At 73.1% G+C, this 23,021-nt stretch carries 21 protein-coding genes; 9 read left to right on the forward strand and 12 right to left on the reverse strand.

All coding sequences use genetic code 11. The features are described 5' to 3' along the window. The first annotated feature begins 219 nt into the window (after positions 1-219). From LZG04_RS25845 to LZG04_RS25855, 3 genes are all read left to right on the forward strand, one after another. Complete coding sequence (locus LZG04_RS25845) at positions 220-1,170, forward strand: universal stress protein (RefSeq protein WP_233821347.1); 951 nt, start codon at positions 220-222, stop codon at positions 1,168-1,170. A 44-nt stretch (positions 1,171-1,214) separates the two neighbouring features. Beyond that, entirely contained in the window at positions 1,215-2,537 is a 1,323-nt protein-coding gene (locus tag LZG04_RS25850) for a M20/M25/M40 family metallo-hydrolase (protein ID WP_233821429.1), read from the forward strand. Between the two features lie 169 nt (positions 2,538-2,706). Next, a complete protein-coding gene (locus LZG04_RS25855; RefSeq protein WP_233821349.1) occupies positions 2,707-5,517 on the forward strand; it encodes a hypothetical protein in 2,811 nt (936 codons plus the stop codon). 6 nt (positions 5,518-5,523) lie between these two features. Here the strand turns inward: LZG04_RS25855 and LZG04_RS25860 are convergent, their stop codons facing one another. Next, a complete protein-coding gene (locus tag LZG04_RS25860) occupies positions 5,524-6,384 on the reverse strand; it encodes a LysR family transcriptional regulator (RefSeq protein WP_233821351.1) in 861 nt (286 codons plus the stop codon). A 75-nt stretch (positions 6,385-6,459) separates the two neighbouring features. Here LZG04_RS25860 and LZG04_RS25865 point away from each other — a divergent pair, with 75 nt between their 5' ends. After that, positions 6,460-7,185: an SDR family oxidoreductase gene (locus tag LZG04_RS25865; RefSeq protein ID WP_233821353.1), complete on the forward strand. Its 726-nt coding sequence runs from the start codon at positions 6,460-6,462 to the stop codon at positions 7,183-7,185. Positions 7,186-7,453: 268 nt separating this feature from the next. Beyond that, the gene (locus tag LZG04_RS25870) at positions 7,454-8,587 is read left to right on the forward strand and encodes a S1 family peptidase (RefSeq protein ID WP_233821431.1); all 1,134 of its coding nucleotides are present in this window, start codon (positions 7,454-7,456) and stop codon (positions 8,585-8,587) included. A gap of 46 nt (positions 8,588-8,633) precedes the next feature. On the opposite strand, the gene LZG04_RS25875 is transcribed toward LZG04_RS25870, so the two are convergent. The 6 genes from LZG04_RS25875 to LZG04_RS25900 all read right to left on the reverse strand — a co-directional run bounded on the left by LZG04_RS25875 (position 8,634) and on the right by LZG04_RS25900 (position 14,646). Then, positions 8,634-8,936: a hypothetical protein gene (locus LZG04_RS25875; RefSeq protein WP_233821355.1), complete on the reverse strand. Its 303-nt coding sequence runs from the start codon at positions 8,934-8,936 to the stop codon at positions 8,634-8,636. 30 nt (positions 8,937-8,966) lie between these two features. Next, on the reverse strand, positions 8,967-9,143 hold the full coding sequence (locus LZG04_RS25880; protein ID WP_233821357.1) for a hypothetical protein: 177 nt from the start codon (positions 9,141-9,143) through the stop codon (positions 8,967-8,969). A gap of 43 nt (positions 9,144-9,186) precedes the next feature. Continuing rightward, positions 9,187-10,182, reverse strand: a complete 996-nt coding sequence (locus LZG04_RS25885) for a TIGR03571 family LLM class oxidoreductase (protein ID WP_233821359.1) — start codon at positions 10,180-10,182, stop codon at positions 9,187-9,189. A 175-nt stretch (positions 10,183-10,357) separates the two neighbouring features. Beyond that, complete coding sequence (locus LZG04_RS25890; RefSeq protein WP_233821361.1) at positions 10,358-11,950, reverse strand: FAD-dependent monooxygenase; 1,593 nt, start codon at positions 11,948-11,950, stop codon at positions 10,358-10,360. Positions 11,951-11,965: 15 nt separating this feature from the next. Further along, positions 11,966-12,967, reverse strand: coding sequence for a beta-ketoacyl-ACP synthase III (locus LZG04_RS25895; protein ID WP_308199310.1), 1,002 nt, complete (start codon positions 12,965-12,967; stop codon positions 11,966-11,968). A 275-nt stretch (positions 12,968-13,242) separates the two neighbouring features. Beyond that, complete coding sequence (locus tag LZG04_RS25900) at positions 13,243-14,646, reverse strand: MFS transporter (protein WP_233821363.1); 1,404 nt, start codon at positions 14,644-14,646, stop codon at positions 13,243-13,245. Between the two features lie 362 nt (positions 14,647-15,008). Between LZG04_RS25900 and LZG04_RS25905 the strand changes: the two genes are divergently transcribed. The 4 genes from LZG04_RS25905 to LZG04_RS25920 all read left to right on the forward strand — a co-directional run bounded on the left by LZG04_RS25905 (position 15,009) and on the right by LZG04_RS25920 (position 19,578). Beyond that, a complete protein-coding gene (locus LZG04_RS25905; RefSeq protein ID WP_233821365.1) occupies positions 15,009-16,055 on the forward strand; it encodes an aldo/keto reductase in 1,047 nt (348 codons plus the stop codon). 34 nt (positions 16,056-16,089) lie between these two features. Continuing rightward, positions 16,090-16,956: a UbiA family prenyltransferase gene (locus LZG04_RS25910; RefSeq protein ID WP_233821368.1), complete on the forward strand. Its 867-nt coding sequence runs from the start codon at positions 16,090-16,092 to the stop codon at positions 16,954-16,956. An 857-nt stretch (positions 16,957-17,813) separates the two neighbouring features. After that, a complete protein-coding gene (locus LZG04_RS25915) occupies positions 17,814-18,878 on the forward strand; it encodes a sensor histidine kinase (protein WP_233821370.1) in 1,065 nt (354 codons plus the stop codon). Next, complete coding sequence (locus tag LZG04_RS25920; protein ID WP_233821373.1) at positions 18,862-19,578, forward strand: response regulator transcription factor; 717 nt, start codon at positions 18,862-18,864, stop codon at positions 19,576-19,578. The genes LZG04_RS25915 and LZG04_RS25920 overlap by 17 nt, the downstream gene beginning before the upstream one ends. Here LZG04_RS25920 and LZG04_RS25925 read toward each other — a convergent pair. The 5 genes from LZG04_RS25925 to LZG04_RS25945 form a co-directional block, all read right to left on the reverse strand. Next, positions 19,523-20,215, reverse strand: a complete 693-nt coding sequence (locus LZG04_RS25925; RefSeq protein ID WP_233821375.1) for a response regulator transcription factor — start codon at positions 20,213-20,215, stop codon at positions 19,523-19,525. The two genes, LZG04_RS25920 and LZG04_RS25925, sit on opposite strands and share 56 nt — an antisense overlap. Beyond that, on the reverse strand, positions 20,212-21,237 hold the full coding sequence (locus LZG04_RS25930; protein ID WP_233821377.1) for a sensor histidine kinase: 1,026 nt from the start codon (positions 21,235-21,237) through the stop codon (positions 20,212-20,214). The genes LZG04_RS25925 and LZG04_RS25930 overlap by 4 nt, the downstream gene beginning before the upstream one ends. A 142-nt stretch (positions 21,238-21,379) precedes the next feature. After that, positions 21,380-22,045, reverse strand: coding sequence for an HAD family phosphatase (locus tag LZG04_RS25935; protein ID WP_233821379.1), 666 nt, complete (start codon positions 22,043-22,045; stop codon positions 21,380-21,382). Then, a complete protein-coding gene (locus LZG04_RS25940; protein ID WP_233821381.1) occupies positions 22,042-22,281 on the reverse strand; it encodes a phosphopantetheine-binding protein in 240 nt (79 codons plus the stop codon). Before LZG04_RS25940 ends, LZG04_RS25935 begins: the two co-directional genes overlap by 4 nt. A 35-nt stretch (positions 22,282-22,316) precedes the next feature. Continuing rightward, a complete protein-coding gene (locus tag LZG04_RS25945) occupies positions 22,317-23,021 on the reverse strand; it encodes an AAA family ATPase (protein ID WP_233821384.1) in 705 nt (234 codons plus the stop codon).

Below are 23,021 nucleotides of genomic sequence, written 5' to 3' on the forward strand. Positions count from 1 at the left end.
ACCACGCCGGTCGTCACCAGGCCCTGCGGTTGTGCCGCCGCTTCCGCCACGGCGGTACGCACTGAGGGGTGCGCAGGGCCGAGGGATCTCGTGGCGCGCCGACCCGCGTCGAGCACTCCGTCCCCACCCGCGCGTCGACCGGTGTGAATTCGCGTGTCGGACCCGGTCGTCCCGGCTACCCCGGTCGCAACGGATCACGCCGAGACCCGGAGGTGGGCGATGACCAGCCCGGACATCCTGAGGAGCCCGGAGAGCGCCGTCGGCCGGGGTGCGGTGGTCGTCGGGTTCGACGGCTCGCAGCGGTCGCGGCGGGCCGCGCGCTGGGCGGCGCGCGAGGCCGCGAGCCGGGGAGCGCGGCTGGTCGTGGTGAACGTGATCCGCGGACCGTTCCCCGAGGTGGTGGTGACGCCCGTGTCGATGCCGCTGCCGCAGCTCGTCGGCGAGCGGGCGGTGCGCGCGTACACCAAGGACCACCTCGCCGAGCTGGCCGCCGAGTGCGCGGAGGTCGCGCCGGGGGTGGACGTGGACACCCGCGCGTTCGACGGCCACCCGGCCGCCGTGCTGGCCGAGGTGGGGCGGGAGGCGCAGCTGCTGGTCGTGGGCTCGTCCGGTGCGACGGGCCTGGCCAGGGTGTTCGCCGGCTCCGTGACCGCCGAACTGGCACACCACTTCGCCCGGCCGCTCGTGGTCGTGCGCGACTCCGACACCGACGACGGCCGGGTCGTGGTGGGCGTTGACGGCTCGGAGCCGAGCGACCGCGCCGTCGAGTTCGCGGCCGACCACGTCGCACGGCACGGTGGCACGCTCGTCGGGGTGCACGCCACGACCGGCCTGCCGGTGGACGCGATGGCCCCGGGCGGCGCCTGGGGGCAGGGGCTGGGGTTGGGCCTGGACGTCGAGCAGCTCAAGACCTCCGCGGACGCCCTGGTCGCCACGTCGTTGTCCGGCCCGCTGGCCCGCCACCCCGAGGTGCGGGCGGAACGGGTGGTGTCGCTGGCACGGCCCGCCCAGGCTTTGGCCGAGCACGCCGAGGGCGCCGCGCTGCTGGTCGTCGGCAGCCACGGGCACGGTGCGGTGCGGCGGGCGCTGCTCGGCTCGGTCAGCCACGCCATGCTCCACCACGCGCCCTGCCCGCTGGCCCTCGTGCGCGACGACGGGCCGGAGCACTGACGCCCGCGTCGCGCCCCGGATGGTAGGAAGGCCGGGTGAGTAACTTGGATGACGGGGCCGGGCTGCGGCTCGCGCAGGACGAGGTCGTGTCGCTGGCCAGCGAGTTGATCAGGATCGACACGACCAACACGGGGGACCCGGCCACGGTCGTCGGTGAGCGCGCGGCGGCGGAGTGGGTCGCGGAGAAGCTGGGCGAGGTCGGCTACGAGACCACCTACGTCGAGTCCGGCGCCAAGGGGCGCGGCAACGTGGTCGCCCGCCTGGCCGGCGCGGACCCGTCCCGGGGCGCGCTGCTGGTGCACGGCCACCTGGACGTGGTGCCGGCCGACGCCTCCGAGTGGTCGGTGCACCCGTTCTCCGGCGCGGTGCAGGACGGGTACGTGTGGGGCCGCGGCGCGGTCGACATGAAGGACATGGTCGCGATGACGCTCGCCGTCGCGCGCCGGTTCAAGCGCGACGGCGTGGTGCCGCCCCGCGACCTCGTGTTCGCGTTCCTGGCCGACGAGGAGGCGGGCGGCCTGTTCGGCGCGAAGTGGCTGGTGGACAACCGGCCCGAGCTGTTCGAGGGCGTCACGGAGGCGATCAGCGAGGTCGGCGGCTTCTCCATCACGCTCAAGGACGACGTCCGGGCGTACCTGGTCGAGACCGCCGAGAAGGGCATCCGGTGGCTCAAGCTGCGCGTGCGCGGCACCGCGGGCCACGGCTCGATGATCCACAACGACAACGCGGTGGCCAAGCTCGCCGCGGCCGTGACCAAGCTGGGTCAGCACCGGTTCCCGGTGGTGCTCTCGCCGTCCGTGCGGGAATTCCTGGCCGGGGTGTCGGAGATCACCGGCCTGGAATTCCCCGAGGACGACCTGGAAGGCTCGATCGGCAAACTCGGCGCGTTGTCGCGGATGATCGGCGCCACGCTGCGCGACACGGCCAACCCCACCATGCTGTCGGCCGGGTACAAGGCGAACGTGATCCCGTCGGTCGCCGAGGCCACCGTGGACTGCCGCATCCTGCCCGGCCGCGAGGAGGCGTTCGAGCGCGAGCTGGCCGAGCTGCTCGGCCCGGACGTGGAGCGGGAGTGGCTGGGGCTGCCGCCGGTCGAGACGACGTTCGACGGCGCGCTCGTCGACGCGATGACGGCCTCCATCACCGCCGAGGACCCGGGCGCGAAGGTGCTGCCGTACATGCTGTCCGGCGGCACGGACGCCAAGTCGTTCCAGCAGCTGGGCATCCGCAACTTCGGCTTCGCCCCGCTGAAGCTGCCCGCCGACCTGGACTTCTCCGGCCTGTTCCACGGCGTCGACGAGCGCGTGCCGGTCGACGCGCTGCAGTTCGGCGTCCGGGTGCTGGACCGCTTCCTGCGCAACTCGTGACGCGACGGGCGCCACCCGCCCGGTGCGGGTGGCGCTCTTTTGCCCGCATTATTCGTGGGAATTCCGCCGCGGGATTCCTCCGATCGAATGCAGGTTCCGGACATTCGTGATCGGCCCGCGACCACCGCCTCGATACTGCCCGGACCGTTCCCGACGGGAAGAGGCGAAGGTGAACGATCCACTCTTTCGCGGTGTCCACACGCTGCTCTCGGTCGTCCGGGACCTCGTGGACCGACCCCGCTGGGGCCTGCGCCGCGGCCGGGACGGGCTGCGCGGCGACCGCCCGCTCCCGCTGCTGTGCCTGATCCGCGAGCCCGGCTCGACCGAGGTGCCCAAGGCGCTGGCCGCCCGCCTCGACCGGACCGACGCCCGGCGCAAGCGGAAGGTGCCGCACGCCTACGTGGACGCCGGGCAGGCCGCGGCCGCCTCGGCGGAGCGCTGGTCGGGCGTCGACCGCGAACCGCCCCTGCTGCCGCTGCTGGACGTGCTGCACGCCAAGCTGCTCGCCGACCGGTTCGCCCGGGACAAGCTCAGCTCGTTCCGCCACTACCGGCTGGTCGACCGGCTCACCGGCCGCCGCCTGCCGCCCGAGGACGACCGCCGGGCCCGCGCGATCGTGCGCGAGCTGCGCCACTGGCACGCGGCCGCGGACCGCGCGGTCGACGCCGAGCAGCACGCGGCGGTGCAGCAGGCAGTCGGGCAGTCGCTGCCGATGCGGTTGCTGCTGGCGGCGCTGACGGCATGGCACCGCCCGCTGCGCTTCTGGCTGTGGGTGCACGGCGTGCCGCTGGTCGGCCGGGAGCCGCGCTGGCTGATGCGCCAGCCGTTCATGGTGCCCCGGCACTCCACCACGTTCACCGGGTTCGCCGAACGGCTCACCGTCGGCCGTCGGGACGAGGAGAACCCCGACCAGCTCAAGATGCTGCTCGTGCACGCCTTCCTGCAGGACCTGCGCCTGGCCTACCGCCCGCGCCGCCTGCGGCTGCGCCGGTGGCAGCGCACCGCGTACACGGTCGTCCTGCTGTCCGGCCTCACCGAGGACAACGGCGGGTGGGAGCTGCTGCGACTGATCAACGACGTGCGCAACTCCTCGACCGAGCACGACCCGCTGCTGGTGATCGCCACCGCCGCCGAGAAGCCCGCGGACCTGCAACCCGCGCGGCCGGTCGCACCGGTCAGCCGGATCAAGGCCGAACTCGACGCCTGGGCGGCCGACCTGCCCGTGCACCGGCAGTCGTTGCGCCCGGACGCGCGGTTCGTCTTCGTCCGCACGCCCGTGCCTGAGGCGGGCGGTGTCACCGACACCACGCTCAGCCAGGCCGACGAGTCGGCGTGGCAGGACCTGGGCGACATCCAGCCCCGCAAACCGCCCCTGCCGGCACGCAAGCCGGTCGTCATCGCCGTGGTGATCGCGATGCTGCTGGCGGTGACGCTCACCGGCGGACCGTGGGGCCTGGTGCGCGCGCAGAACGACTGCCTGCCCGATCCGCGTCCCGGGGTGGCGGTCCGGTGGGTCGGTGCGATCCAGTCCTGCGTCGGCTACAGCGACGAGGAGGCGCAGGTGTTCGGCCAGGACCGGCGGCTGCGGGCGGCCCAGCTCGCCGTGTTCGAGTCCAACGCCGAGGCCGACCGGCTGCACCGCGAGAACCACGACCGGACGCTGGTCAGCGTGGTCTACTTCGCCGACCTCACCCACCCGGTGTCGGACCCGGGCGCGGACGCGTCCACCTCCGAGGAGCTGGAAGGGCTGCTGATCAGGCAGGAAGCCCAGAACCGGCCCAGCACCACCGAACCGCTGCTGCGGGTGTACGTGGCCAACGGCGGCGACCGCATGGCCGCCGCGCGCACGGTCGTGGACGACCTGCTGGAACCGCTGCTCGCCGACGACCCCACGGTCGTCGGCGTCATCGGCATGGGGTTGACCGTGGACGCCACGGAGAGCGCCATCGGCGCGCTCGGCGACCTCGGCACGCCGGTGGTGGCCACCACGCTGACCGGCGAGGCGCTGGGCAACCGGTCGCCGCTGTACTTCCAGCTCGTGCCGGGCAACGCGGTGCAGGCCGAACTGGTCGCCGAGCACGCCCGCGCGGTCGGCAAGCGGGTCACCGTCTACCACCCGCCGCTGTCGGACAACTACCTCGACAGCCTGGTCGCGAAGCTGCTGGCGGCGCTGGGCGCGGACGAGGGGGCGACGCGGCCGTGGCGCCACCAGGTCGGCGAGGTCGACATCGCCTGCGGCCAGGGGGAGATCGCGTTCTACGCGGGACGTGAAGGGGAGTTCGCCGGTTTCCTCGACGAGGTCGTGGCCCAGTGCCGCAACGACCGGCCCGAGGTCATCGGCGACGACACCGTGTCCCGGTTCATCGCGCAGAGCGACCTGCGGCTGCAGAACGAGTTCAAGGGCGTCGCGGTGTCGTTCGTGTCGATGGGTTCCCGCGTCGTCCTGGCCGGCCCCGACTGCCGGACCAAGGGCCAGCCCGCCGCGCCCGACGCGTCCAGCCCCGGCGCGCCGCCGCTGGTGGCGTTCTGCACCGGCCACCGCCGCGTGCGCGACCGCGTCACCGGTCCCGGCCGCGTCGCCGACTTCGCCAGGCTGCTGGCCGAGTCCGACGACCGGATGCCGTGGCCGGGCGAGCGGATCGGGCTCGCCTACGACGCGGCCGGGCTGTTCGTGCTGGCGGTGCGGGAGAACCAGACCCGGGCCAGGGTGCCCAACCCGGACCCGGAGGCGGCGACCACCCGGACGCGCCACCCCGTGCACCGGGCGGCGGTCGCGCAGGAACTGCGTGAGCCCAACGACTTCGAGGGCGCGACCGGTGCGCTCGACTTCGGCGAGTCCCGCACCGGCCTCACCCGGCCGTTGGCGATCCTGACCATCTCCGACGTCCACGACCTCGCCGAAGCGCCCAGTTGCGTGTACGAGATCAGCATGCCGACCGACCCGGCGACACCCCGGCCGTGGGGCACGTCGGACTGCTGAACGGGGTCAGCCGGGGGAGCGGAGCGCGGCGGCGGCGCGGACCAGCGCGGCGATCGCCGGCGAGTGGCCGTTGGGCGGCCAGGCGAGCACGGTGGTGACCTCCGGCGCGTCGACGACCGGGACCGCGACGTGGTCGGGCCACTGCCAGGCGCGGCTGGAAGCGGGGATGACGAGCAGCGTCTTGCCCAGTGCGACGAGTTGGGCCAGTTGGGACTGCGTGCGCACCTCCGGTCCGGGACCGTCCGGGTAGGACCCGTCCAGCCGCGGCCACCGGGCGATCGGCAGGTCCGGCACGCCCTGGACCTCCGCCAACGTGAGTTGTTCGCGTGCGGCGAGCGGGTGCCCGGCAGGTAGCAGCGCGATCTGACCCTCGACGTGCAGGTCCTCGGTGTCGAAGCCCGCGAGGTCGTCGAACGGGCGGTGCATGAGCGCCACGTCGGCGTGCCCGTCGCGCAGCAGCTTCGCCTGCTCGCCGACCTCGCACAGGAGGACGTCGACGGGGGTCGCGCCGGGTTCGGCGGCCTGTGCGTCGAGGAGGCGTTGCAGCAGTTCGTGGGACGCGCCGGCCTTGGTGACGAGGACCAGCGGCCGGTTCGGGTCACCGGCGCGTCGCGTGCGTCGTGCGACGGCCTCGACGGCGTCGAGGGCCGCGCGGGACTCGCGGAGCATCACCCGGCCCGCGTCGGTGAGCACCGCGCCACGACGGTCGCGTTCGAAGAGCTGGACGCCGAGCCGGTGTTCGAGCAGTCGGATGGCGCGCGAGAGGGGCGGCTGGGCGATGCCCAGCCGGTCGGCGGCGCGGCCGAAGTGCAGCTCCTCGGCCACGGCGACGAAGTAGCGCAGTTCGCGGGTCTCGAGGTCGGGCACGGTCGCAGCCTAATACCCGGTGGGTATCAGGCCGTACCGGATCGATCTTGGACAGCGGGTGGGGACGCGCCGAGCATGGGTCGCGTGAACAACACGAAGATCGCGCTGGTGACCGGCGCGAACAAGGGGATCGGTCACGCCATCGCGGCGGGACTGGGCGGCATCGGCTTCACCGTCGCGGTGGGCGCGCGTGATGACTTGAGGCGGAAGGAGGCCGTCGAGCGACTGCGTGCGGCGGGGGTCGACGCGTTCGGGGTCGCGCTCGACGTCACGTCGGACGACAGCGTCGCCGAGGCGGCGTCGACCGTCGAGCGGGTGGCCGGGCGGCTCGACGTGCTGGTCAACAACGCCGGCATCGCGGGCCCGATGGACGGTGGCACGCAGGACCCCACGACGCTCGACCTGGACGTGGTCCGGACCGTGCTCGACACCAACGTGTTCGGGGTCGTCCGGGTGACCAACGCGATGCTGCCGTTGCTGCGCCGAGCGCCCTCGCCGCGCATCGTCAACATGTCGAGCAACATGGGCTCGCTGGCCCTGCGGACCGGCCCGGTGATGGCCGCGTACGCGCCGTCGAAGTCGATGCTCAACAGCGTCACCGTCCAGTACGCCCGCCAACTCGCCGACACGCCGGTGATCGTGAACGCCGCCTGTCCCGGTTACGTCGCGACCGACTTCACCGGCCACCTCGGGCCGCGCACGCCCGAGCAGGGTGCCGCGATCGCGATCCGGCTCGCCACCCTGCCGGACGACGGTCCGCGCGGGGGGTTCTTCGACGACGAGGGCGTCGTGCCGTGGTGATGGGACGGAACTGGGCGCTGAGTGTTGAACTCGGGGGTCCTGAACGTAGGACACGGCGGTCCTGAAGGTACGACACACGCGTTCCGAACGTAGGACACGCGCGTTCTGGAGGTAGGACACGCTTGGGGGAGGGGATTGACGGGGAGAGCGGGGGTTGGCATGGTCTGAACCAGCACTGTGAGAGCGCTCTCTTGGTGATGTGTTCCGGGTGCGCGGTCGACCTGCATCGGCCGTGCGCCTCCCTGCCGACAAGGAGAACCGCGTGCGAATGACAACGTTGACGAAGATCGGTCTGGCCGCCGCGCTGGCGGTGAGCGGGCTGGTGGCGCCGGTCGCCCAGGCCGCGCCCGCCGCGCCGGAGCTGTCGCCGGGGCTGGTGTCCGCGATGCGGACCGCGTTCGGGCTGACCGAGCAGCAGGCGCTGGTCAGGATCGACCAGGAGGCCAAGGCCACCAGGCGTGCGCCCTCCGCGCGCACGGCGGCCGGGTCGTCGTTCGGCGGCAGTTGGTTCGACCAGGACAAGGGCGTGCTGGTGGTCGGCGTCACGGACACCGCGGCGGCCGAGCGGGTCCGGGCCACGGGGGCCGAGGCGCGGCTGGTCGCGCGGACCGCGGCCGAGCTGGACCGGGTCAAGGACCGGGTCGACGCGCTGTCCGCGGCGGGCTCCGTGCCCGCGGCCGTGACCAGTTGGCACCCGGACCCGCGCAGCGGCGCGGTGGTGGTCGACGTCCAGCCCGGCGTGCAGACCGCGGAGGTGGCGCGGTTCCTGGCTCAGGCGCGCGCGTTCGGTCCCATCGAGGTCAACACCGAGGGCGTCACCGCGCCCGTGCCGTTCGCGGCCGGGACGGTCGGCGGCGACCCGTACTACACCGGCAACGTCCGCTGCTCCATCGGTTTCTCGGTGCACGGCGGCTACGTCACGGCCGGCCACTGCGGCGGCACGGGTGCGCAGGTGTACGGGTGGGACCGCTCGTGGCAGGGCCAGTTCGCCGGTTCCTCGTTCCCCGGCAACGACTACGCGTGGGTCCGCACCGGCGGCGGCTGGTGGAACGTGCCCGTCGTGCTCGGCTGGGGCACGGTCCCCGACGCGCTGGTGCGCGGCTCGTGGGAAGCGCCGGTCGGCACCTCGGTCTGCCGCTCCGGCTCCACCACCCGCTGGCACTGCGGCGTGATCCAGACCCGCAACGAGACCATCCACTACGCGCAGGGCGACGTGCACCAGATGGCGGGCACCAGCGTGTGCGCGGAGGGCGGCGACTCGGGCGGCTCGTTCATCACCGGTGACCAGGCGCAGGGCGTCACGTCCGGCGGGTACGGCAACTGCTCGTCCGGCGGCCGGACGTGGTTCCAGCCGATCAACGAGATCCTGTCGGTCTACGGCCTGCGGCTGCTGACCGCCTGACGTGGACCGCGGGGCCCGGCCGTCACACCGCGGCCGGGCCCCGCGCTCACCGCGGTGCCCGGCCGGCGCCCCGCCACGACGTCGGCGCGGTGCGACGCGCGGGCCGCGTCCACGGCGACCGCACCCGGTCCACCTGCGACAGTCCGGTCGACGCCCGCAGGGGCGCCGGCGCGATGAGCAGCGCGGCGATCTCCACCTCGTCCGGGCGGCCGCCCCGGATCGCGCCCTCACCCGTCTCGACGGCGGGTTGCCGTGCCTGCGGTAGGGCTGCCCGGCCTGCTCGGCCCGCAGCACCGCCGGCGACTCGGCCGGCACGGCGCGGCCGACCGCGCAGCACTTCCAGCTCCACGAACGAACCGGGGCCCAGCGGGACGTCCAGTCATTCCCACACGATCGGCTTGCCCTTGGCGTGCTGCCGGGCGGTGGTGTTCGCGCCCGGTCCGGAGTGGACGCCGGCCCGCCGCCCGTGCAACGCCGACACGTGGTGGCGCAGTGTTTCCGGCGCGCTCGGCTCGGGCCGGGCCACCGCGGGCGCCGTCTGGCCGAACGTCGTCACGTCTTCGAGCGCAGGAACGGCGGGTTGTGCGATTCCATCCTCCTCAGGAGGCAGCGGACGCGCCCACCGGCAGCCGCGGGAACTGCGGCAACACCGTCTCCGCGAGTTCGTGCAGCACTTCGTCGATGGGCCGGGTGCTGCTGCGCAGGCTCAACGACAGGTGGCTCACGCCGAGCTCGTCGAGCCGGCCGAGGTGCTCCAGGAACGCCTCGCCGCCCAGCCGCAGGCCGTGGAAGATCGGTGACGGGCCGGTGGTGCGGTCCTCGGCCAGGTCCAGCATCATCGGCATCAGGTACGGCTTGCGGGTGCCCACCTCGTCGGTGGACGCGTGCCACTGCGCGATCTGCCCGGCCAGGGCCGTGGCGTCACGCGGGTAGTTGAACCAGCCGTCGGCGTGCCGGGCGATCCAGTCCAGCGACTGCCGGGCGCGTCCGGCCACGACCAGCGGCACCGTGCCGGCGACGGGTTTGGGCAGCACGTCCAGCGCGAGGTCCGGGTGCACGCCCAGCTCGGGCGCGTCGATCCCGGCGCCGGGCGCGGGCGTGGCCCAGGCGGCGCGCAGGGTGTCCACGGCGCTGCGGAAGATCTGGTCCCGGCGGTCGAAGTCCACGCCGAACAGCGGGTACTCCACCGGCCGGTCCCCGCTGGCCAGGCCCAGCACGAACCGGCCGCCGCTGAGCACGTCGACCGTCGCGGCGGCCTTGGCCACCAGCAAGGGGTTGCGCAGCGGCAGCGCCACGGCGGCCGTGCCGAGCACCGCGCCGCTGGTGGTCGCGGCCAGGTGGCCGAGGTGGGTGAAGGTCTCGAAGACGGTGCCGGCGTCACCGAAGCGGACCGGGTCGTGCACGGGCACGTCGCGCACCCACAGGGCGGCGAAGCCGAGCCGGTCGGCGAGCGCCGCCAGCTCCGCGTGCCGGGTCAGGTCCGGCACGCCGCGCCGCCGGACCGAGGTGAAGTCGTTGTCCAGGGGCAGGTCGATGCCCAGGGTCAGTTGGCCGGACGGCCGGTCGAGCCGCCGCAGTGGGTTCGACGGGGTCATGCAAAGTCCTTATGTGCCGTGATTCACCAATACGACGAACGTTACTGGCGCGGAAGGCGCGGACACGGCGACTACATCGGAAGTATGAGCGCCGGGCATCGAAAGGTGCACCTCGTGGCCGCCCGCGCCGGTGCGGCGGACCGCGCGTGGCGGACCGCCGCACCGCGCCGCGCGGTCAGCCGGCCGACAGGGTGGCCGGGTCGGACGTCCGGCCCGAGGCGGTCGTGGTGGCGAGGAACGACAAGACCGCGTGCGGCCGGGAGACGGGCGCCAGCTCGGCCAAGTGCCCGTCGGGGCGCACGAGCGCGACGACGGGTCGCCGACCGAGCACCGGCACCAGCGCGGTGCGTTCACGGGGTGCCAGCTCCGCCAGGTCGCGCACGGCGGCCGCGTCGAGCAGGGCGGCCACCCGGGTCCGGTCGTCGGCCCAGGTGCCCGGCGTCTCGGCGCCCGGCCACAGCAGCGCGGTGAACCGCTCGGGGTCGAGCAGCCCCCGTGCGGTCCGCGGCCCGGCGGTCGAGTGGAACGGCACCCGCTGGCCGGGGCGGACCCGGCGGGGTTGCGGGCGCAGCAACGACCTCCGCTGGGGCTTGCCGTACGCGAGGCCGACCCCGCCGATCAGCGGCGCGACCACCCGGTCCAGCATCCCGGTCACCCGCATGGCGTCCACCACGACGTCGCGCACCAGGCTCGGCAGCGGTTTCACCTGCTTGGCCGCCAGGATCTGCTTGTCCACCACCGCGGTCACCTGCTGGGCCGCCCGGCGGCGCTCCGACTCGTAGGTGTCCAGGATCGGCTCGGGCAGCCGGCCCCGGATCACCCCGCCGAGCTTCCACCCCAGGTTGAACGCGTCCTGGATGCCCAGGTTCAGCCCTTGCCCGCCCAGCGGCACCACGCAGTGCGCGGAGTCGCCGACCAGGAAGGTGCGGCCGATCCGGAACCGCTCGGCGATGCCCGGCCGCGGCTGGAAGGTCCGGATCCACTTGGGCTCGCCGATCCGGTAGGGCAGGCTCGCCCGCTTGTTCACGATCTCCTGGAGCTGCTCGCGGGTGAACGACTCCCAGCCGTCGCCCACCGGCGGCACGATCGACGCCATCCGGCCGACGCCGTCGGTCATCGGGATCATCGGCAGCAACCCGTGGCGCGAGTAGTGGTACTCCACCTCGGTGCCCAGCGGCCCGGTGACCGGGAAGTCGCCGATCGAGATGCCCAGCTCGAACGGCTTGCCGGGGTAGGGCACCCGGAGCAGCCGCCGGGTGGTGCTGCCCACGCCGTCCGAACCGATCACCCACTTCGGCCGTGCGGTGCTCAGCACGCCGTCCGGACCGCGCAGCTCGACCTCGGGGCCGTGCGGGTCGATGGCCTCCAGCGTGGTGCCCAGCTCGTACTCGCCGCCCAGTTCGGCGAAGCGGGCCCGCAGCACGCGCTCGATGTCGCGCTGCGGCAGGGAAAGCGTGAACGGCAAGGCCGTGCCCAGCCGGTCCATCGGCACGGTGCCGAGCCGCCGCCCGCCCGAGAAGTATCCGACCCCGGTGATCCGGAAACCCAAGGACACCAGGTCGTCCACCACGCCGATGCGGTGCAGCAGCTCCAACATGCGCGGCCAGATCAGCACCGCGCGCGAGTGCGGGTCGCCGTTGTCCACCACCTCCTTGCGGTCGACCACGCGCACGGACACGCCTTGCTGCAACAGGTCGCAGGCCAGCATGGTGCCCACCGCGCCGCCGCCGACCACCAGTACGTCGGGCTCGCCCGCCCGCTCAGCCATCCGCATGACTCCTTCCTAGAAAACCGCGATGTCGGGCCACACCAAGGCGCACGCGCCCCAGGTGACGCCACCGCCGAACGCCGCGAGCACCACCCGGTCGCCGCTGCGCAGCCCGTCGTTCTGCGCCGCGTCGGCCAGGGCGAGGGGGATCGAGGCGGCGGAGGTGTTGCCGACCTTGTCGAGGTTGACCACGAGCCGGTCGGGCGGCAGCCCCAGCTCCTCGGCGACCGCGCGCAGGATGCGCACGTTGGCCTGGTGGCCGACGAACCGGTCGACCTCGTCCACCCGCCACCCGGCGCGCTCCAGCACGACGCCCGCCGAACCGGCCATGCGCTGGACCGCGGCGCGGAACACGCGCTTGCCGTCCATCCGGAAGTAGGCGTCGGCCGGGTCGGCGGGGGCGCCGCCGGAGCGCTGGCGCGACCCGCCGCCGGGGATCATGATCACGTCGGCCAGGTTCCCGTCGCTGCCCAGGTCGAATTCCAGCAGCGCGCCGGGCTCGTCGGGCTCGCCCGCGCCGAGCACCACCGCGCCCGCGCCGTCACCGAAGATCACCGACGTGGTGCGGTCGGTGGGGTCGAGGATCGAGCTGTAGGTCTCCGCGCCGATCACCAGCACCGACCGCGCCTGGCCGGAGGCCACCGCGCCCGCGCCGGCGGCCAGTGCGTAGACGAAGCCCGTGCACACCGCGGCCAGGTCGTAGGCGGGCACGTGGCCCAGCCCCAGCCGGGCCGCCACCGACGGCGCGGTGGCCGGGCAGGGGTGGTCCGGGGTGGTGGTGGCCACCACGACGAGGTCCACCCGGTCGACGTCGGCGGCCTTGAGGGCGCGCGAGCCCGCGTCGACGGCCAGATCGCTGGTCGCCACACCGGGTGCGACGACGTGGCGCTGACCGATGCCCGTGCGGGTGCGGATCCACTCGTCGGACGTGTCCAGCCGCTCGGCCAGCATCGCGTTGGTGACCGCGTCGGGCGGCACCACGGCGCCCAGGCCGCGGACGACGGCCGCGCGGCTCACCGGTCGCCCCTCGCGCGGTCGGTGACGGGTCCGTCGGCCGTCGGGGTGTTCGCTGACGACAACATCTCCACCTCGCTTCGATCCACGTGGTCGGCCCAACGCGCGAACCGCGTTGCCGAAATCGACATTAAGCGCAGGTCAGAGGGTTGAACCGGGTTGTGTCTCCAAAGAACGCACCGCGATCGAAAGTGGTATTCGCGCCGTTGGGCGAACGCGCGAAAGGGCCCCGGCCGGGGCCCTTTCGGCGTGCGTTGCCCGGGTGTCCGGGCGGTCGGTCAGGACGCGGACGGCTCGGCCACCGGCATCGCCGCCGGCGCCGACACCAGGCGCGACTTGCGCAGGAACAGCGCCACCAGCAGCGCGCCGGCCACCACGATCGCGGCGTCGACCAGCACGGCCGTCGTCACACCGCCCAGCACCGCGTCCTGGCGGCTCGACGAGCCCTCCAGCAGGTGGATGCGGCTGGACGCGATGGCGCTCAGGATCGGGATGCCGATGGTGATGCCGACCTGCTGCGTCATCGACGTCAGCCCGGTGGCCAGGCCCTGCTCGTCGTCGGGCAGGCCCGAGGTGGCGGTCACCATGTAGGCCACGATCGCGAGCATGTGGCCGAAACCGGCGACCGAGGTGGCCACGATGACCAGCACCACGCTGCCCGGGTCGCGGTCGACCAGGAACAGCGCCGCGGTCAGGATGCCCTGGATGAGCAGACCCGTCACCAGGGCGGCCGGGCTGCCGATCTTGGCGATGATGCGCGGCGCCAGGATGCCGCCGAGGAACGCCGCCGCGCCCAGCACCGCGAACACCAGGCCCGCGGCCAGCGCCGAGTACCCCAGCACCTCCTGCAGGTACAGCGTCATCAGGAAGATCGCCGAGGTCTCCATGGTGAAGCTGATCAGGCCGCCGAAGTTGCCCCAGCTGACCGTCGGCCGCACCAGGATCCGCATCGACGCCAGCGGCGACGCCACCCGCAGCTCGATGAACACGAACGCCACCAGCAGCACCGCGGCCACCGCCAGCGAGAGCAGGCCGACCGGGTCGCCCCAGCCGTCCTCGCCCTGCTTGGAGATGCCGTAGACCAGCGCGACCAGGCCGAGGCTGACGGTGACCGCGCCCGGCACGTCGAGCTTGGCGCGCTGCGTCGGCTTGCTCTCCGTCAGCACGACCGGGGCCAGGGCGACCACGATCAGGCCGACCGGCACGTTGATCAGGAACGCCCAGCGCCAGCTCGCGACGCCGGTGAGCACGCCGCCCAGGACCGCGCCCGCGGTGAAGCCCGCGGACAGCAGCGCGCCGTTGAGGCCCAACGCGCGGTCGCGCAACGGGCCCTCCGGGAACGACGTCGTCAACAGGGACATGGCCGACGGGATCACGATGCCCGTGGCCAGGCCCTGCGCCACCCGCGCCACGATCAGCAGCGTGGGCGTGGTGGCCAGGCCGCCCAGCAACGAGGCCGCCACCAGCAGCACCATGCCCACGATCAGCATGCGCCGGCGGCCGGCCAGGTCGGCGATCCGGCCGAACACCAGGGTGAACCCGGCGGACGCCAGCGCGAACGACGTGGCGATCCACTGGAAGTTCTCCAGCTCGAAACCGAGGCCGTTGCCGATCACCGGAATGGCCACGTTGAGGATGGAGAAGTCGGCGGACACCATGAACTGGGCGCCGAGCAACAGCACGAGAATAACTTTTTGGCGGCTCGTCATCACCGGGGGCGATGTGGTCGCCGGCGCTCCGTCAACAGTCGACATCTCACGGCCTTTCATCACGTTGCCCGTCGTGCAGTCGGCTGTGCCGCTCGAATCGGCTTTGTCCTGCATTTCCGAGGCATTTTCGTGCACGAGGCTAGTGCCGGGCGGGCCGTGTGGGATGCTGACTGCACCCGAAGTTCGGGCCGACTACAACCAAAGTAGTAGTGACTGCACCAAAGGTGTAGGGACCGGTGGTCGACCGCCGCCGGGCACCCGTGGAACAGTGGTCTGGGCCGGCCCCAATGCGCCTCTAATGCACCTCGACACCTGTGCGGTCAAGGAGAGACGATATGACAGTCACCACCCCGCTGGGCACCACCGGGATGGAGATCAGCAGGATCGGCTTCGGCGCCTGGGCGGCAGGCGGCAGCGACTGGAAGTTCGGGTGGGGACCGCAGGACGACGCCGATTCCGTCGCCACCATCCTCGCGCTGGTCGAGCGCGGCGTGAACTGGATCGACACCGCGCCCGCCTACGGCATCGGGCACTCCGAGGAAGTGGTCGGCAAGGCGCTCTCGCAGCTGCCGGAGGCCGACCGGCCGCTGGTGTTCACCAAGGTCGGCCTGGTGTGGACCGACACCGAGGACCTCGCCGGCTCGCCGCGCAAGGTGATGCGCGCCGAGTACGTCCGCCGCGACGTCGAGGCGTCGCTGCGCAGGCTCGGGGTCGACCGGATCGACCTGCTCCAGGTCCACTGGCCCGGTGACGGCGCGCTGGCCGTGCCGGGGGACGGGCCGGACCCGCTGGTCGAGCGGTGGGCGACCCCGTTGGCCGAGTACTGGCAGACCATGGCGGACCTGAAGCGGGAAGGTCTGGTGCGGGCCATCGGCCTGTCCAACCACGACGTCGCCCAGCTCGCCGAAGCCGAGGCCATCGCGCACGTGGAGACCCTCCAGCCGCCGTTCTCGCTGTTGCAGCGCGACGCCGTGCCCGAGCTGGCGTGGTGCGCGGACCACGGCACGGGCACGATCGTCTACCAGCCGCTGCACTCGGGCCTGCTGACCGGTGCGTTCTCCCGGGAACGCGCCGAGTCGCTGCCCGCCGGCGACTGGCGGCGCGGCTCGCCGGACTTCACCACGAACCTGGACCGCAACCTGGCCCTGGTCGACGCCCTGCGGCCCATCGCCGCCGGTCGCGGCACCACGGTGGCCAGCGTCGCCATCGCCTGGGCGCTGTCCGTGCGCGGTGTCACCGGCGCCATCGTCGGCGCGCGTCGCCCGGAGCAGCTGCACGACTGGATCGACGCGGCGTCGCTGGAGCTCTCGCCGCAGGAGCTGGACGCCATCGCGGCGGCGATCGAGGCGACCGGCGCGGGCAGCGGTCCGGCGCGCCCTTGACCCGGCGCCCGTCCCGGCGCCCGCCCGGGAGCCCATGAGCGCATGGGGCGCGGCGCGCGGCGCGGTGACCGTGCTGCGGATGTGCTGGGTCCAGGCGCGGCCCGAGGTGCAGGCCGTGTTCGCGCTGCGGTTCGCCGTGGGCGGGCTCATGGCGGGTGTGGTCGACCCGCGACGCCTGCTGCTGGGCGCGTCGGCGTGGGCGGGCGCGGTGCTGGCGGTCTACCTGGTCAACGGGGTCAGCGACGCGGTCGAGGACTCGATCAACAAACCGACCAGGCCCATCCCGGCGGGCACGCTGGCCGCGGCGGCGGCGATCCGGGTCGCCGCCGCCGCGGCGCTGGCGGCCGTGGTGGGCGCGCTCCTGGTCGGCCCCCGGTTCCTACTGCTGACCGCGACGTTCCTGGTGCTCGGGTGCGCCTACTCGGTGCCGCCGGTCGCGGTGAAGCGGTCGGTGCTCGGCACCGTGGCGGTCGTGCTGGTCGGCGGGGTCGTGACGTACCTGGCGGGCTTCTGCGCCGGTGGCGGCGGCGAGGTCGGCCCGATGCTGGTGCCCGCGGTGGCGCTGTCGTGCTGGATGGCGGGCGTCGGCGCGCTGGCCAAGGACCTGGCCGACACCCGCGGCGACCGGGCCGCCGGGCGTCGCACGTTGGCCGTGCGCTGGGGGCCGTGCCGGGCGCGGCTCGTGGTCGTCGGCAACGCCCTGCTGGTCGGGGTCGGGTTCTTCCTGGTGGTGCTGTGGCGGCTGCCCGTGCTGGTCCTCCCGGCGGGAGTCGTGCTGGCGGGCGCGCTGTGCCTCGCGGCCCGGGTCGGCGGCAGCCCGTACCGGGTCTTCATGCGCACGCAACACGCCGCGCACATCGTCGCCGTGGCCGTGCTCGCCGTCCGGTTGATCGACCGCTGAGCGCGGTCCCTCCCGGCGGCGGTGGCCCCGCGCGACGGGACGGGAGGTGACGTGATCCGGGCGGTGCGGGCCGTGGGTCGACGAGGTCCGCACCGCCGCCGTCCGTCACCTCGCGCGGTGTCGGCGAAACGACGTCTTAACAATACCCGCCGAATTCGGACATCTCGCCCAACGACGGCCCGCGCGTGGTTCACGGGCCCCTTTCGCGCAACCGCGTCCGCCTTCTGGTCGCATCTAGCGGCAATTCATTCCCACCCCTAAAAGGCCCACGTTGCGAGATGGCTTCGGGGTCTTGCCCGGAGACGTTGACTCGTGCTTGAGCCGTGCTAATGTCAACGCCAGGCCGGGTACCTGGCGCGATCCGGGTCGATCTCGTCGGGACCGCTTCTGGGGGAAGACAGGGGGCCACATTGCTGCTCCGCTGCAGGCGGTTAGCGATTCGGCGGCCATCGTGCGCACCGGCACCGGGCGACGCGGCCCGCAATAGTCCGGTTTCCGTCGGGGCCCGTCGGGTCCCGCACCGGGCGTCGCCCGCACGGGGACGTCGATGTCCTGGTCGCCCGAGGTGGCGCGGCCCAGGCGACAACGGCCCGCGCGATGTGCGCTGATTCACTGCGACGTGGCATATCCGTCCATTCCTCCGGAGTCGCCGAACCGTCCTGACGGAATGACGCCCATTCCCCGCCGATGAGCAGTGGGCAGCCATTCCGGTCCCGCACCCGCGAGTGCGGTCGAGTGGTCCTGGGAACTGTCGACCGAGACGTGACGGAGAAAGCATGACAAGCAAGGTGACGGGGAGCGCCTCGGACCGAGGGTGGTTACCCGAGCGGTGTGACGTCGGAGACGGCGCGGAGGCGATGCCGGCCTGGGCACGGTTCGTCGGCCGTCGCGACGCGCTGTTGGAGGAGTACGGCGCGAGGCTGCGGGCGATGCACTCCGCCCTGGCCGAGGACGAGGAGACGTTGCGCAGCTGCGTCGAGCACGCCAGGTCGATCCTGGACGAGTGCGCCGCCGGTATGCGCGAGGGCCGGGTGGTGAGCTGCGAGGACGCCTGGGCGATGGCCTCGGAGATCGGCGCCCGGCGGGCGGCGGGCAACGTGCACCCGGTCGAGTCGCTGCGGGCCGCGGCCGTGCTGATCGAGCTGACCGTGCGGACGCTGCAAGAGATCTGCGCCGACGACCCGGCCGCCGTGCCCCTGCTCTGCACGGCGGTGCTCACCCTCAACCAGTCGATCTCGCTGCGGATGCACGTGGCGTCCATCGCCTACGACCGGTTCCTGTTCGATCGGTTCCAGCGCGCCCAGGCCGACGGCGTGCACACCCTCGCCCGCGAGATCCACGACCACGTGGGCAACGGCGTGAGCCTGGCGCACCGGCAACTGGAGCTGTACGAGGTCCTGCACTCGGAGGGCTGCGGCATCGCGCGGGACCGCGTCGCGCGAGCCCGCCTGGTGCTCACCGAGACGCTGGACACCACCCGCAGGCTGATCGCCGGCTTGCGGGCACGGGTGCCGGTCACCGGGCTGCGGGAAGCGCTGGAGGCGTTCGTCGCCTCGGCCGACTCGCCCTCCACCGAAGTGGACGTCGTCGTGGAGGGCGACGAGAACCGGCTGTCGCACGACGTGGCGGGCGAGCTCTACACGGTCGTCCGCGAAGCGCTGCGCAACGCGCTCCAGCACGCGGGCGCCTCGCGGATCTCCGCGCTCGTCACGATCACGCCGTGGCGGGTGGTCGCCGTGGTCGAGGACAACGGCGCCGGGTTCGACCGCCGCCGCCGCGCCGCCGGGCACGGGCTCGCCTCGATGACCGAGCGCACCACGCTGCTCGGCGGCGAGCTGACCATCACCAGCGCCCGCGGCGCGGGCACCCGCCTGGAGGTCACGATCCCCTTGATGGAGGCGGGACATGCCATCGGTGCATGACCGCACGCCGATCCGGATCGTCGTCGCCGACGACCACACGCTGCTGCGCGAGGCGGTCTGCGACATGCTCCGGATGGAGTCCGGGTTCCTGATCGTCGGCGAGGCCGACGACGGCGCCAGCGCGGTGGTGATGGCCGAGCGGACGCAGCCCGACGTGGTGCTGCTCGACGTGGGGATGCCGGGCAACCACCCGGCGTTCACCGTTCGCAGGATCGCCGAGGTCGCCCCGGACGCCCAGGTCCTCATCGTGAGCATGTACGCCGAGCAGCGGCTGGTGCAGGAGCTGTTGTCGCTGGGCGTGCGCGGCTACCTGCACAAGAGCGTGAGCAGGCAGGAACTGGCCGCGGCCATCCGCACGGTGTGCGCCGACACCCGGCGGGTCGTCGTCTCGGTGGCGTGGACGCCCAGCACCGAGACCGACGACGAGGGCGGGCTGCTGTCCACCCGGGAGCGCGAGGTGCTGGCGCTGGTCGCCCAGGCGATGAGCAACCGGCAGATCGCGACCCGGCTGGACATCACCGAGGGGACGGTGAAGCGGCACCTGCGCAACGTCTTCGGCAAGCTGGCCGCGGTGTCCCGGATCGACGCGGTCAACAAGGCGGTGGCCGCGGGCCTGATCCCGGCGCCGGAGGACCGGCGGGCGCTCAGTCCACGAGCGGTGGGCGGAGCGGGGCGGGGCGGTGCGCCTGGGGCGGGCTGATGAGCCCGGCGTCGACGGCCTTGTTCACCGCGTCGATGCGCGACACCGCACCGATCTTGGCGAAGATGTTGTGCAGGTGGCGCTTGACGGTGGCCTCGGTGATGCCCAGGCGCGCGGCGATCTGGCGGTTGCTCAACGCCTGCGCGACCAGTTCGAGCAGACCCCGCTCACGGCGCGAGAGCGGGGTCTCGCGGTCGTCGTTCCGGTCGATGCCCGCCGCGGCCGGCGACACCGAGATCTGCACCGACCGGTCGTCGCGGACCGTGCTGCGGATGACCGAGACCAGGTGCTGCCTGCTGACGCCCTTGCTCAGGTAGCCGCGCACGCCCTGGGCGAGCATGTCCTGCACGAACGCGGGCGTGTCGTACATGCTCAGGATCACCACGCGGGTGCGCGGCGCCACCTCCCGCAACCGCTGCACGGTCAGCGCCGCCGGGATGCCGGGCATGTCGATGTCCAGCAGCACCACGTCGGGGCACAGCCGGGCGGCCGCCGACACCACCGCCATGCCGTCGCCCACGTCGCCGACGACGGTGAAGTCCGGTTCGGCGTCGAGCGACTCGCGCAGCATCTCCCGCAGGATCACGTGGTCGTCGGCGAGCAGGATGGTGATCCCGCCGGGGTGCGCCGAGGTCACGGCAGCGGCAGCTCGACGTCGACGCGCGACCCCGTGGCCGTCGCGGTCACCACGCAGCTGCCGCCCAGCGAACCGGCGCGCTCGCGCATGGACACCAGGCCGAAACCCTGGCGTGCCGCCGCGCGCGCCGGGTCGAAGCCGATGCCGTCGTCCTCCACCGACGCGGTGATCCGCTCACTGGTGATGTCCACCAGCACCACGGCCTTCTCCGCCGCCGCGTGGGCGAACACGTTGAGCAGGGCCTCGCGCAGGATCAGGAACAGCTCCTTGCGGTGCCGGTCGGGCACGAGCCGCTGGTTGCCGGTGACCTTGACGTGCACCACGGTCCGCCACGCGCCCGCCGTGTCAGCGAACGCGACGATCTCCTGCTCCAGGTCCAACGCCGCCGGACCGTCGGAGAACTCGGTGATGAGCTGGCGCACGATGGACAACGCCGCGGACAGGTGCTCCCGCGCGCCGCTGATCCGCTTCGCGGCGGCGGCGCGGTCGTCGGCCGCCTGGTACAGCTCGCCCAGCTCCAACTGGTGCATGGCGATGCTCAGCTCGTGGCCCAGCTGGTCGTGCACCTCGCGGGCGAGCTGGCGGCGCTCGCGGCGGCGCGCCTCGTCGGCGGTGCGCAGGATGGAGTTGTCGTAGGAGTCGCCGATGGCGTGCACCTGGGACGCGAGGTTGCGGTGCAGCACGGTCAGCACCGCGGCCAGGTCCGGCACGAGCTGCGGCTGCTCGGCCGCGACCCGCAGCAGCTCGGCCAGCACCACGTCCATCAGGACGCCGGTGCCGCCGGGCGGCGCGGACTGCTCCTGCGGCTGCGGCTGGACCGGCGGCGCCGAGCGGGCCAGGTCGGTGACCGTGGCGGTGAGGATGGCGTCCGCCCGCGACAGGCACTCGGGCAGCACGGCCGGGTCCTTGCCGAGCAGGCTCCCGCTCTCGCGCAGCTTGATCTCCAACCGCGCCAGGATCTCGGCGCGGCGGTCGGCGAGCAGGCCACCGGCGGTGACGTCCTCGGCACGTGCCTTCGGCATCTCGATCCCCCCAAGTTCCCGCATCCCGCACGTCGAGGGCACGGCACTGTGCGTGATGCCGATGATACCGCTCGCGGCCGGCGTTTCCGGTGAGGTCCACCGCGACGCTGCGGTGAACCGCGATGGACCCCACCGGGCGGCCTCACCCCGCGACACCGGCGAGGGCCGGCCAGCCGCGGTCCGCGGCGTGCGCGACGAGCGCCGGGTCGGCGCCCACGACCACCGGGCGTCCCACCAGGTCCAACAGCGGCAGGTCGCTGACGTGGTCGCCGTAGGCCGAGCACGCCGCCAGGTCCACGCCGAGGGCCTCGGCGCAGTCGCGCACCGCCGCCGCCTTCGCCGCGCCGATCATCGGCGTGGCGATCGACCCGGTGTAGCGGCCGTCGCGCACCTCCGGCCGTGAGCACAGCACCACGTCGGCGCCCACGTGCTCGGCGATCGGGTCCAGGCACGGCGGGAAGGAGCCGGACACCAGCACGACCGCCTCGCCCGCCGCGGCGTGCGCGCGCAGCCGGTCGAGCACCGGCTCGTGGAACAGCCGTCCGCCGCGCAGCTCCGCGTCGAACCACGCCCGCCCGTGCCCGGCCAGCTCCGCCTCGCCCGTGCCCGCGAAGGTCCGGAAGTACTCGGCCAGGGCGGCGGTGCGGGTCCCGGTCTCGCCGGCCCGCCGCACGCGCTCGCGCACGTCCGCGTACTCGGTCCCCGGGCGCCCGCGCAGCCGCAGGTGGAAGGCCAGGAAGCGGAAGATGCTCTTGACCGCGATCAGGGTGTCGTCGACGTCGAAGAACGCGGCGGCCGGCCCGCTCACACCGCGACCCGCTTGGCCTCGACCAGCGACGCGGCCTCGGCCAGGCTCAGCTCCGGTGTCAGCTCGCCGTCGGGCAGCTTCACGCCGAAGCGGCGCTCCAGCACCACGGACAGCTCGACCAGCACCAGCGAGTCGACGTCCAGGTCGTCGAAGGTGACGTCGGCGGCCATGTCGTCGCCGAACACCCCGTACTTCTCCACGAGCGCGGTGCGGATCACGTCAACCACGGTTTCCACGGTCTTGTCCCCTTTCGACGGGTGTTCTCGGCAGGTCAGACGGAGGCGGTGGCGCGCTCGGTCTCGACGCGCACGTCCATCGCCGCGTACTCGGCCTCGGCCAGCGCGATCGCGCTGTCGACGTCACGGGCCACCGGCAGGTCGAAGATCTCGGTGATGCGGCGCAGCCGCTCGGGCAGCGTGCCGCCGACGACGTGGTAGGGGATGCCCAGCTCGGTCAGCGTGGCCCGCAGGTGCTCGTCGGACAGCGACCGGAACCGCTCGTTGACCGGGCGGTGGCCGTCCTCGGCCAGCGGCAGCTCGTTGGGCAGGTGCACGAACGCGTCGAAGGTGGCCTTCACGTGCCGCTTGAACGCGTGCCCGAGCTGGGCCATGACCTCCTCGAAGAACGCCAGCTCCGGCGTCTTCTCGACCGACTCCAGGTCGGACAGGTGCACCGAGTCGTTGGGGTTGATGCCGACGGTCACGCGCACCGCGCCGTAGATCCACTCCTGCAACGACGAGCCGTCGGAGATGAAGCCGTCCCACAGCCTGCTCTCGTGCACCGCGCGGTCGACGTGCCGCACGACGATCATCTGGAGCAGCTCCGCGGCGGTGCACTCCTCCAGTGCCTTGCCGGGCGCGGCTTCGGGCAGGATCTCGCGCATGGTCTTGGCCCGGGTCCGCGGGATGCCGGTGTAGTGCGACAGCGCCATCCCGGTGATGGTCTTGCCGGAGGAGTACGTTCCGGAGATTCCCAA

It is taken from the genome of Saccharothrix sp. S26 (genome assembly GCF_021390395.1).
Classification (GTDB): Bacteria; Actinomycetota; Actinomycetes; order Mycobacteriales; family Pseudonocardiaceae; genus Actinosynnema.